General features: G+C 66.4%; 9 protein-coding genes. 5 read left to right on the forward strand and 4 right to left on the reverse strand.

All coding sequences use genetic code 11. From position 1 onward, the window contains the following. Entirely contained in the window at nt 1-1,926 is a 1,926-nt protein-coding gene (locus GUY37_RS06740) for an L-lactate permease (RefSeq protein ID WP_166823713.1), read from the reverse strand. Nucleotides 1,927-2,206: 280 nt separating this feature from the next. Here GUY37_RS06740 and aceB point away from each other — a divergent pair, with 280 nt between their 5' ends. After that, complete coding sequence (aceB, locus tag GUY37_RS06745) at nt 2,207-3,811, forward strand: malate synthase A (RefSeq protein ID WP_166823716.1); 1,605 nt, start codon at nt 2,207-2,209, stop codon at nt 3,809-3,811. Nucleotides 3,812-3,989: 178 nt separating this feature from the next. Further along, on the forward strand, nt 3,990-5,144 hold the full coding sequence (locus tag GUY37_RS06750) for an FAD-binding oxidoreductase (RefSeq protein ID WP_166823718.1): 1,155 nt from the start codon (nt 3,990-3,992) through the stop codon (nt 5,142-5,144). Nucleotides 5,145-5,198: 54 nt separating this feature from the next. On the opposite strand, the gene GUY37_RS06755 is transcribed toward GUY37_RS06750, so the two are convergent. Beyond that, the gene (locus GUY37_RS06755) at nt 5,199-5,660 is read right to left on the reverse strand and encodes a universal stress protein (RefSeq protein ID WP_166823721.1); all 462 of its coding nucleotides are present in this window, start codon (nt 5,658-5,660) and stop codon (nt 5,199-5,201) included. A gap of 10 nt (nt 5,661-5,670) precedes the next feature. Continuing rightward, nucleotides 5,671-7,158, reverse strand: a complete 1,488-nt coding sequence (locus GUY37_RS06760; protein WP_166823724.1) for a CitMHS family transporter — start codon at nt 7,156-7,158, stop codon at nt 5,671-5,673. 143 nt (nt 7,159-7,301) lie between these two features. On the opposite strand from GUY37_RS06760, the gene GUY37_RS06765 reads away from it, so the two are divergent. The 3 genes from GUY37_RS06765 to GUY37_RS06775 all read left to right on the forward strand — a co-directional run bounded on the left by GUY37_RS06765 (nt 7,302) and on the right by GUY37_RS06775 (nt 10,383). Beyond that, nucleotides 7,302-9,215 carry an ATP-binding protein gene (locus GUY37_RS06765; RefSeq protein ID WP_166823726.1) on the forward strand — a complete coding sequence of 638 codons (1,914 nt, stop codon included), beginning with the start codon at nt 7,302-7,304 and terminating at the stop codon, nt 9,213-9,215. Beyond that, on the forward strand, nt 9,212-9,871 hold the full coding sequence (locus GUY37_RS06770) for a response regulator (protein ID WP_228278404.1): 660 nt from the start codon (nt 9,212-9,214) through the stop codon (nt 9,869-9,871). Before GUY37_RS06765 ends, GUY37_RS06770 begins: the two co-directional genes overlap by 4 nt. 116 nt (nt 9,872-9,987) lie before the next feature. Continuing rightward, nucleotides 9,988-10,383, forward strand: coding sequence for a hypothetical protein (locus GUY37_RS06775; protein WP_166823728.1), 396 nt, complete (start codon nt 9,988-9,990; stop codon nt 10,381-10,383). Nucleotides 10,384-10,486: 103 nt separating this feature from the next. On the opposite strand, the gene GUY37_RS06780 is transcribed toward GUY37_RS06775, so the two are convergent. Then, complete coding sequence (locus tag GUY37_RS06780; protein WP_166823730.1) at nt 10,487-11,287, reverse strand: hypothetical protein; 801 nt, start codon at nt 11,285-11,287, stop codon at nt 10,487-10,489. Between the last annotated feature and the right edge of the window lie 221 nt (nt 11,288-11,508).

An 11,508-nucleotide genomic window follows, 5' to 3' on the forward strand; every position in this document is an offset into this window, starting at 1 on the left:
TCACGAGCGGGCCGTGGGCTCCGGTTCGTCGTCATCGACGGGTGAACCGGCGTCGCGAGCCGTACGTCCACCTGCGACGTCAGAGTCGCCGACGTCGCCTCGGGCCGCCCTGCCGGCGCCTGCCTCGAGACCCGGCAGGGGCTTGCCCGGCGAGCGGCGGATCATCACCACGACGACGGCGAGACCGATGATGAGCGCGGTGAGCACGACGGTGCCCGCATTGAAGCCCAGACCGTTGAGCCCGATGAATGCCAGGGCACCCGCGGCCAGCGAATACACGAGCATCGGTATCGACGTCCGCCGGATGAGCTCGCCCTCCCGACCGACGAGTCCGACCGTCGCCGAGGCGGCCACGACGTTGTGCACGGCGACCATATTGCCCGCGGCCCCGCCGACCGCCTGAGCCGCGACCACGGTCTCGGGGCTGGCCGCGCCGATGGCCGTGCCGGTGGAGAACTGGAACTGGGAGAACATGACGTTCGAGACCGTGTTCGACCCTGCGACGAACGCACCCAGGGCACCGACGAACGGGGCGAACAGCGGCCAGGCGTCGCCCACGGAACTGGCGGCCGCCTCGGCGAGGGTGACCGGCATCGAATCCAAGCCGGCGCCGTTGTAGTCGGCACCGGAGTTGATGAACACACGCACCAGCGGCAGCGAACACAGCAGCGCCACGGCCGCACTGGCGATCTGCGAACCGGCGATCTGCCACGAGCCGGCGATCTGCTTCTTCGTCATCCGATGGATGAAGTAGGTCAGTCCGCAGGCGAGGACGAAGATCGCGCCGGGCGACCACAGCAGATCCATGTTCTGACTGATGGGAGTGCCGAAGATGTTATCGATCTTGATCACTGCCGGACCGTTGAGGAACTCCTTGATCGCCGGCACATTGCGCGTGATGAGCAGCAACGCGACGACGATGAGGTAGGGCGACCAGGCGCGGACCAGCGACATCTTCTTCTGCAGCTGCGCCTTCTCCTTGCTCGGGTCCACGGTGCCCATCCAGAACGCCGGCCACTTCTCTCGCGGGGCGAAGTCCCAGGTCTTCTTCGGCATGAGGAAGCCCATCCGCGAGGTCGTCACGACGATGGCCAGACCGATGAGCCCACCGAGCAGCGACGGGAACTCGGGGCCGAGGACGTTCGCCACGATGAGGTAGGGAACGATCATCGCCAGGGCCGCATAGATGGCGAACGGAGCGATGGCCAGACCGTCGGCGAAGCGCCGGTTGGCACCGAAGAATCCGGTCATCAGGCACGACAGCAGCAGTGGGATGAGGATGCCGCAGCAGGCGTGGATGAGCGCAACCTGAGTCGCGGTGTGCGCGACGAACTCCGCCTGGTCGAGTCCGAGCTGACCGGCGCGCTCGGCGACATCGGCCGACATCGACCCGTCCTCCTGCGACAGTCCCGAGCCGATGCCCAGAACCATCGGAGTGCCCACGGCGCCGAAGCTCACCGGCGTCGACTGGATGATGAGACCCGCGAGCACCGCGGCGATCGCAGGGAAGCCGAGGGCGAGCATGAGCGGGGCGACGACGGCGGCCGGAGTGCCGAAACCGGCGGCACCCTCGATGAAGGAACCGAAGAGCCAGGCGACGATGATGACCTGCACGCGCCGATCCGGAGAGATCGCGATGAAGCCGGAGCGGATGGTCTCGATCGCCCCGGACCGCGTGATCGTGGCCAGCAGCAGCAGTGCGCCGAAGACGATCCACAGCAGGCCGATCGCGACGAGGAGACCCTGGACGACGGAGGCTCCGATCGTCACCCACTCGATCTTCCACGCGAAGTTCGCCACGAGGGCGGCGGCGATCAGCCCGACGGGCATGGCATATTTGGCCGGCCAGCGGAAGCCGATGAGCAGGATTCCCGCCAACAGGATGGGGGACAGGGCCAGGAGAGCTGCAACAGCGAGGTTGTCCACTTCTCAGTCCGATCTGCGGCACCTTTGCCGCGTCGATCCACGAAAGATGTTCCTTCGTTCATCTTCTCCAGCCCGCGACGTCGAGTCAACGAAAACACCGTCTCGAATCAGGGATAGGGTTTGACGAGACGTGCATCACCTCATATTCTTTCGTTGTGTGAACATAAATTTTCACGATGTGGAAGTTTCGCAGGCTAAACCCCGTTGACCAGCGAAAACGACGCACCTCTGAGTGCGGACAAGGACGCAGCACCTCTGTGCTGACTAAGGAGAACCATCGATGACCGCTCATATCGAAAACCTGGACATCCCCGCCGGGATGGAGATCACCGGTGAGCTGCCGGACGGAGCTGAGAAGGTCCTGACCCCCAAGGCGCTGGAGCTCATCGTCGACCTGCACCGGAAGTTCAACGGCGAGCGGCTCAGTCGTCTCGAAGCCCGCAAGGAACGCCAGGCCGAGATCGCCGCGGGCAAGGACCTCGACTTCCTGCCCGAGACCGCCGAGATCCGCAACGATCCCTCCTGGCAGGTCGCACCCCCGGCGCCGGGCCTCGAAGACCGCCGTGTCGAGGTCACCGGTCCCACGTACAAGAAGATGACGATCAACGCGCTCAACTCCGGAGCGAAGGTGTGGCTGGCCGACCAGGAAGACGCGAACACCCCGCAGTGGGACTCGGTCATCCAGGGCCAGCTCAACCTGCTCGACTCCCTCAACCGCGACATCGACTTCACCTCGCCCGAGGGCAAGGAATACAAGCTCGCCCCCGATGAGGAGCTGCCGACCATCGTCGTGCGCCCCCGCGGCTGGCACATGCCCGAGAAGCACATCCTCATCGACGGTGAGGAGACCTCGGGTTCGCTCGTCGACTTCGCGCTCTACTTCGCCACCGCCGGTCAGATCCAGATCGAGAAGGGCCGCGGCCCCTACTTCTACCTCGCGAAGATGGAGAGCCACCTCGAGGCCCGCCTGTGGAATCAGGTCTTCGAGCACGCCGAGGACGCCTTCGGCCTGACCCGCGGCACCATCCGCGCCACCGTGCTCATCGAGACCTACCCGGCGGCCTTCGAGATGGAGGAGATCCTCTACGAACTGCGCGAACACTCCGCCGGCCTCAACGCCGGTCGCTGGGACTACATCTTCTCCGTCATCAAGTACTACCGCTCCCGCGGCTCCGAGTTCCTGCTTCCGGACCGTTCGGACGTGACGATGACCGTGCCGTTCATGAACGCCTACACCGAACTGCTCGCACGCACGTGCCACAAGCGCGGGGCCCACGCCATCGGCGGCATGTCCGCGTTCGTCCCCTCGAAGGACGAAGCCGCGAACAAGGCCGCCTTCGACAAGGTGCGTGAAGACAAGTCGCGTGAGGCCGGCAAGGGCTTCGACGGCTCCTGGGTCGCCCATCCCGGAATGGTCGCCCTGTGCAAGGAGGTCTTCACCGAGACCCTCGGCGACAAGCCCAACCAGATCGACAACAAGCGCGAAGACGTCGACGTCACCGCCGCCGATCTCCTCGATGTGAAGTCGACCCCGGGTGCGATGACCGAGGCGGGCCTGCGCACCAACGTGTCCGTCGGCATCCAGTACCTGCGCGCCTGGCTCGAAGGCAACGGCGCGGTCGCCATCAACGGGCTCATGGAGGATGCCGCGACCGCTGAGATCTCCCGCTCCCAGGTGTGGCAGTGGCTGGATGCCGGAATCACCCTGGACTCCGGTGAGACGGTGACGAAGGAGCTCGTCGAGCGCATCGTCGCCGAGGAGGTCGCCAAGCTGCCCGGTGACGACGCCGATTGGAAGGACGCCACCGACACCTTCGTCTCGGTCGCGATCGCTCCCGACTACGTCGACTTCCTCACCCTGCCGGCCTACGCCCGCATGCCGTGATCCGAATGTCGTGATCGACTCATGTCGGCCCGTGTGCCCTGACCGGGGCAGACGGATTCGCGGCCGGTGAGTCGCTGGACGCCCCCGAAATCTGTGCCACACGCACCGATTTCGGGGGCGTTCTTCGCTAAGCTCGACGTACACATGCGCCCGGCGCCCGAGACCGCAGGAACGGAAGATGAGCCTGACCACAGACGAACTGCCCCGACTGGCCAGTCCCAGCAGCATCGCCGAACTCTCCGAACTCATGGCCCGCGCCCACGCCGAGAACCGCACCGTCGCCGTGTTCGGCGGCGGCACCGCCTTCGACGATCATCCGCCTGCGGACACTCCCGGGCTGCTCATCGACCTGACCTCGATCGCCGAGGTGGCCGACCCTTCCAGCGACACCATCCGTGCCGGAGCCGGAACCCGGATCAGCGCGCTGAACAGGCTCACCGCCGAGTCCGGACAGGAGATCCTCGCCGATCTTCCCCTCGACCGCATCGACACCGGGGCCACTCTCGGCGGGATGATCGCCACCGCGGCCGCCGGACCCCGCCACCCGCGCCGTCCGCGCCTGGCGGGGACCGTGCGGTCGGTGACGACCGTCGCCGCGGATGGGACCATCGCCCGCACCGCCGAGGGGCTCCATCCGGATCTGGGCGGCCGCGATCTTCCCCGGCTCGTCGCAGGGTCCTGGGGGACCCGAGCGATCATCGTCGAGGCCGAGATCCGGCTGACGAACAGACCGGAAGTCCAGAGATTCGTGTGGATTCCCGGCACCGAGGCGGCCGCCGACCTGCTCATCGCCCGCCGTGTTCCCGATGCCGTCGTCATCGAACGCCCACCCGGCTCACCCGCGGCGACAGTGGTCCTCATCGAAGGGGAGCCCGATGAGGTCGAGGCCGAGGTGGGCCACCTCGTCGATCGGATCCCCGGGGCGACTCCCTGTGGGGAGCCGGAATGGTGGGGTCGTCGGGCGCGGTTGGCCGCGACCATCGCGGTGTCCGCGGCGCCGGGCTTCATTGCGACTCTCATCGATGCTGTCGCCCGGTTGGAGACGACGATCGGCTATCCGCTGCAGTTGCGGGGCAGCGCCGCGGGGTACTTCGAACTCGGCATCGGCGCCCCGGAATCCGAGCCGGGAGTGGCCACACGAGTGGTGCTCGAACACCTGCGCAGCTTCGGTCTGCACAGGCTCGCCGCCCGGCTGATCCACGCACCCGCACCGGTCTGGGCTGAGGTCGACGCGTGGGGTCCGCAGCCGGGCCGACAGGGTCTGCGCGAACTCAAGACGCTCGTCGACCCGCGAGGAGTCCTGGCCCCGGGCCGCGGTATCGCCGGAATCTAGCGCGGCGATGGTCGGCGCGCCAGCAGCACACCCCGCGCGATCGATATCGCGCCTCTACTTCACCAGCAGCACCGGGCACTCGGCCTCGAGGATGACCTGCTGAGCACTCGATCCGAGCAGCAGCTTCACGACCGGCGAGCGGCGTTTGGCGGCCATGACGATGAGTCGTGCTCCATGGTCGTCGGCCAGGCCGAGGATCTGCTCGGCCAGATCGGAACCGGCACGGTGGACGGCATACTCCAGCCCCGCCTCGGCGAGGGCGGCACCCAACCGGGTGCATTCGGCCAGGGGAGACGTCGAGGGGGCCGTCGTCGTATCCGTGCCGAACACGACCGCCTGCAGCGCCGCGTTCTCGCGTCGGGCCGCGGCGATCGCCTGCTCGAGCACCGCCTCCGAGGCGTCCGGACGCAGCGCCAGGACCACGGTCGCCGACGCCGAGTCGATGCCCGGCGACGCGGTGACCTGCAGGGACGGGGCCGGGAAGCGGGACTGTGGAGTCGAATAGAGGTCAGTCATCGTAAGCTCCTCAGCCGATTCCGATGACGCCGACGGCCACACCGACCGCGAGCATGACGAGGGCGACGATGAGCGCACGCCAGAGCACCTTCTTATGGTGGTCGCCGAGCTCGACGCCGGACAGCGACACGAGCAGCAGGATCGCGGGCACCAGCGGCGACTGCATATGCACGGGCTGGCCGGTGATCGAGGCGCGGGCCATATCGGCGGCCGAGATGCCGAAGTGGGAAGCGGTCTCGGCGAGCACGGGCAGGATGCCGAAGTAGAAGGCGTCGTTGCTCATGAAGAACGTCATCGGGATCGACAGCAGACCGGTGATCACGGCCATGTAGGGTCCCATCGAGGTCGGGATGACCTCGACGAGCCATTCGGCCATCGCATCGACCATTCCGGTGCCGGACATGATGCCGGTGAGCACACCGGCGGCCATGACCATGGCGACGACGGAGATGATCGCGGTGGCGTGGGAGGCGAGCTCCTCTTGCTGGTCCTTCATCTTCGGGAAGTTGACCATGAGCGCGATGACGGTGCCGATCATGAACAGGTACGGCAGCGGCAGAATGTCGATGATGAGCAGGACCATCACGGCCAGGGTCAGGCCGAGGTTGAACCAGAACAGCTTCGGCCGCAGGGTCGCCCGATTCGGGTCGAGCGCGGTGTTCGCCAGACCCGAACCGGCGGATCCGGTCGCGTCGTCCGCGGAGGTGGGCCTCGCCTCGGCGGCGGTGCCGTCATTCGCCGAGGCGGCCCCCGTTTGTCCGTCCCCGTGACCTGAGGTCGTGGTCGGATCCCCGGCGGCGGTTCCGGCACCGGCACCGGCGACGGCGCCGACGAGGTCCCTGCGGCGGTTCGATCCGCGGTCGGTGACCCAGGTGACGCCGTTCTTGGCCAGGCGGCGGCGTTCGGAGAGACCGAGCAGGTAGGCGAAGAGCAGGCACACGAGCAGACCCGCGGCCAGGGAGGGCACCATCGGGGCGAAGATCTCGTTCGCGTCGATCTGCAGCGCCGAGGAGGCGCGTGCCGTCGGACCGCCCCAGGGCACGATGTTGAGGGTGCCGTTGATGAGGCCGGCCACGCAGGTGAGCACCACCGGCGACATCTCGAGGCGCTGGTAGATCGGCAGCATGGCCGCGGTGACGACGATGAACGTCGTCGATCCGTCGCCGTCGAGGGACACGGCGCCGGTGAGCAGTGCGGTGCCGAGGACGACCTTGACGGGGTCGTTGCCGGCGATCCTGAGGATGAACTCGACGAGCTTGTCGAAGAGGCCGACGTCGATCATGATGCCGAAGTAGATGATGGCGAAGAGCAGCAGCGCTGCCGTCGACGACATCGAGGCGATCGCGTCCATGACCATCTCACCGATGCCCAGGCCGGCCCCGGCGAAGAGGCCGAAGATCGTGGGCACGAGGATGAGAGCGAGGATCGGCGAGAGTCGTTTGGTCATGATCAGCGTCATGAAGACGAGGATCATGGCGAAACCGAGAATGACAAGCACGAGCTTCTCCTTCGAAGGCGAATGTGAGGCTCGAAACACCGTAGGGCCCAGCTCACGTGCCGCGCGCGCTTGTGTGCACTGATGGCGTTTAGATCGTTGAGCGCCTTTTGCGCATTGCGCTCAAACGCGGCTACGCTGAGCGCGTGCCCCGGCCCCACCGTTCGTTCTCCCGTCGTGTGCTTATCTCTCAGCTCGCGCTCGTTGCCGTGATCCTCGCCCTGGTCACCGGAGTGTTCGCGTGGCTGGGCGCGCGCACCGTCACCGAGGTGACCGAGACCGAAGCGCTGGCCACCGCCCGGACGCTGGCGATCGACCCGGACGTCCGCGCCGCTGCCACGCAGGCCTCGGCCGAGCACGCCGACGAACCCGATGAGCAGCTCGTGTCCTCGATGCTGACGATCACCGATGATCTGCGCGACCGGTCGGGCATCACCTTCGCCGTCATCACCGATGATCGCGGCATCCGACTCACCCACCCCGACCGGTCGAAGATCGGGCACAAGGTCTCGACCTCCCCGGAGGAGGCGCTGGCCGGTCGCGAGAACGTCTCCCACGAATCCGGGACCCTGGGCGAGACGGTGCGGGCGAAGGTGCCGATCTATTCGAGCGAGGACGGCCGGACCGTCGTCGGCGAGGTCTCGGTGGGCATCTTCGCCTCCGTGCTCGATGCCGATGTCCGCCGCGAACTCATCCTGCTCGGCACCGTGGCGGTGCTCGCCCTGGCACTCGGCGGGGCCGTGTCGGTCATGCTCGGGCGCCGGCTGCGTCGGGAGACGCTCGGGGTCGGACCCGAAGAGCTCGCCGAGATGGCCCGCGACCAAGGAGCCGTGCTGCACGGTCTCGACGACGGGGTGCTCGGCTTCGACGCCAACGGGACGCTGACATTGAGCAACTCGAATGCGAAGAAGCTGCTCGGGACGGCCTCCGACAAGGCGGTGGCGGCCGTCTCCGACGGGAAGGGCAGAGCCGCCTCGGCGAAGGACGGCGACCAGGGGAACGACACGGTCGGCGAGAACGGCAGTGCCGCCTCGGTGCAGGAGATCGACGACGCCGAGCTGATCGACGTCCCCGGCGAGATCACCGCGATGATGGCCGACGCACCGGACGAGGGCGCGCTGCGGCGGCGGATCACGATCGGCGACCGGATCCTGCTGGCCACGGCGGTGCGCGTCCAGCGCGACGGAGTCTCCGTCGGCGGGGTCGTGACCCTGCGCGACGAGACGCAGATGCTCACGATGGCGCGTCAGCTCGAATCCGTGACCGCCATGGCCAGGGCCCTGCGCACCCAGCGTCACGAATTCGCCAACCGGCTGCACACCGTGCTCGGCCTCGTCGACACGGGCGCGACCGACGAAGCCCATACCTACCTGTCCTCGATCCTCGGCACCGGCCCGATCACCACCCCGGTCGAGGACATCGATCTCATCTCCGACCCATACCTGCGCGCCGTTCTGGAGGCGAAGGGGACGACCGCCGCCGAGGCGGGGGTGAGCTTGGCCGTGACCCCCGAATCCCTGGCCGTGGGCGCGGTCCACGACCCGGAAGCGGTCACGCTCATCCTCGGCAACCTCATCGACAATGCGGTGCGGGCGGCCGTCGCAGGTCAGCGGTTCACCGACGACGGAGGCCGGGTCGAAGTGCAGGTGCTCAGCTCCGGGACGGAACTCCACGCGGTCGTCACGGACACCGGCGATGGGATCGACGACGAGCTGGGGGAGAAGATCTTCGACGAGGGATTCTCCACCTCGACGGCCGCCTCGGCCCCGGATTTCGGGATCGGACTGACCACGGGAACAGGCACCGGGGACGGCCACGGACTCGGCATCGGACTCGCGCTCAGCCGCCGGGTCGCGGAGAAGGGCGGGGGAGCGGTGTGGCTCATCGACGGCCACGATCCGGAACTCGGCGGGGCGAGCTTCGGCATGCGCCTGCCCGATGCGCTCGACGAACCGGCGGGCGACGGCTCTGCTGCTGAGACGGACGGCCATGCCGCCGCGGGAGAACGCGGTGCCGCCGCGGACGACGACAACGACTTCGGAACGAATGAGGAGAGATGATGGTCAACGTTCTCGTGCTCGATGACGACTTCTTCGTCGGGCAGATCCATGCCCGCTACGTCGACGAGGTGCCCGGTTTCACGGCGTTCGAACCCGTCCGCGACCTGAGAGCGGCGCGCGAAGTCATCGCCGAGAACGATGTCGACCTGCTGCTCGTCGACTATGTGCTGCCCGAGGGCACCGGGGTCGACCTCATCCGCGAGACCGACATCGATGCGATCGTGCTCTCGGCCGTCACGGATCCGCAGGTGGTCCGCTCATCGCTGCGATCGGGGGCGATGACCTACATCGTCAAACCCTTCGCCGCCGAGGTGCTGCAGAACTTCCTGCGCCGCTATGCTCGGTTCCGCCGCTATTGGGAGCGGGAGAAGGTCGGTCAGGCCGATCTCGAACGGCAGCTGCGCAACCTCCACGATGCCGCGGCCGTCGGCGGGACCGGGGCGAGCCCGGCAGGATCGTCGACGACGACTCGGATCCTCACCGCACTCGAGGAGGCGAGCGGTCCGATGACGGCCCTCGAAGTCGCCGAGGCGGTCGGGGCCTCGCGTGCCACCGCGCAGCGGCATCTGGCGAAGCTCGCCGAAGCCCGCACGATCACGGTCTCCCTGCAGTACGGGTCGACGGGCCGGCCCGAACACCTCTACGCCACCCGCTGACCCGGCGCGTGCGTAGATTCTGCGCCGGATGGACTGTTTCTGCCTCGAACGGACCGATTCTGCGCCGAACCGCGAGTTAAAACGTGGCACAGGCCATTCTCGGCAATGAGGGTTGGATGGAGACGCTGCTGGCGATCCGTCGGAGCCTGCGGCCGGGAGGACGCATCGTTTTTGAGTCTCGCGATCCCGAGCGGCGGGCTTGGCTGGAGTGGACGAAGGGGAACACCTATTCCGCCGCCGAGGGCGACGGAGAGGGGGCAGTCGAGTCGTGGGTGGAATTCGAAGCCGCATGCGGCGGATTCGTCGACTTCATCGGTGTGTTGGTCTTCGAGCGAGACGGTCGACGTGTCGAGCAGCGGAATTGTTTGCAGTTTCGGAGCCGGGACGAGCTGAAGAAATCACTTGAGGGCACTGGGTTTGTCGTCGAAGAGATCCGCGACGTTCCGGACCGGCCGGGCCGTGAGTTCGTGTTCATCGCACGCAAGGGCCAGCAGGGGCGCACTCAAGCATAGTTCGACAACGGATACACCATTGCGGGGGCGGTTTCTATCCGAAGATGACCGATGTCTAGACTGCAGGAGGCTTTGCGTGGGCAGAAGGCGATCCAGCCGGGGCTCATTCCGGTTCCGACGCCATATCCGCCTTCTTGAGCGCTGTCGGGAGAAGGACATCGGTCAAATAGTCGCTGACACCGTCCATGGCTTCTTCCTCGACGGCGAGGCTGGTCTCGGCGTCGAATGCCATCTGATGGACTGTCAGCAGTTCTCCTGCCCAGGAAACGTAGCACTCTGACATCGCGATCTTCCCTTGGTCCAAGAACGTTCCGTTGTAGGCGGCCGTGCAGAAGCCATCGCCCTTGTTTCCTTTAGGCTCGAAGACTTCGACCGACTCGGTCGGCTCCGCGTTGATCGATTCCTGGCAGTCGTCCACCGTCTTTCGGAGATCCTTGAGCAGCTCCGTCGATCCCCTTTCGGGCCTGGTCAGCGATGCCAGGATATATGTGCCGTTGCTGTCGTCCGACTGTTCAAAGGATCGTGCAGCGGAAACCCCATCCAAGTCCGATGAATAGGCGGACATGGCACCGATGATGCACTCAGATTGTGTGGACTGATTCTCGGTAGTGGTGTCCTCAGAGTCGAATGGATTGACGGATTGGTCTTCCTTTTCCCCGAACTCGACGTCGTTCTCAAGTGTGAAACCGCTTGGCAAGTCATCGAGTGAGAGGATTCTGTTGCTGTATTCGTCGCCGCTCAGAGCAGCGCGTTCGTCTGCTTCCTGAGATTCGACGGCTGATGGATCAGGGGAGGCTTCCTCCTGCTTCCCGCCTTGCCCTGCCTGATCTCCGGATCCGCCTGAGCAGGCTGACAGCGTGAAGGCGCAGCTTGCTGCCATGAGTCCGATCGTGAAGCGTTTCAACAACTTTCCCTTTCGTGCGCGGCGTCTCGACAGGAGCCTACAATATCTGTTGTCTTTTCGACCGTCTCTGCTCTGTTTTTGGGCAGAGGTTACGCGATCGCTCCCAAGTGCCGTCGCTGGCTGGGGAGTTCGTCTCTGGGCGCCCCTGCTGACGTTGGAGCACGTTTCAGGGAACCCTGATCGAAACTCTCCAGCGGCCCTCCCCGCACCTCCAACCACCC

Origin of the sequence: Brevibacterium limosum (assembly GCF_011617705.1) — a bacterium.
Taxonomy (GTDB): Bacteria; Actinomycetota; Actinomycetes; order Actinomycetales; family Brevibacteriaceae; genus Brevibacterium; species Brevibacterium limosum.

Coding starts and splice junctions, on each gene's coding strand:
- aceB (WP_166823716.1), top strand. CDS start 2,207: ATGACCGCTCATATCGAAAACCTGGACATCCCCGCCGGGATGGAGATC.
- GUY37_RS06750 (WP_166823718.1), top strand. CDS start 3,990: ATGAGCCTGACCACAGACGAACTGCCCCGACTGGCCAGTCCCAGCAGC.
- GUY37_RS06755 (WP_166823721.1), bottom strand. CDS start 5,660: ATGACTGACCTCTATTCGACTCCACAGTCCCGCTTCCCGGCCCCGTCC.
- GUY37_RS06770 (WP_228278404.1), top strand. CDS start 9,212: ATGATGGTCAACGTTCTCGTGCTCGATGACGACTTCTTCGTCGGGCAG.
- GUY37_RS06775 (WP_166823728.1), top strand. CDS start 9,988: ATGGAGACGCTGCTGGCGATCCGTCGGAGCCTGCGGCCGGGAGGACGC.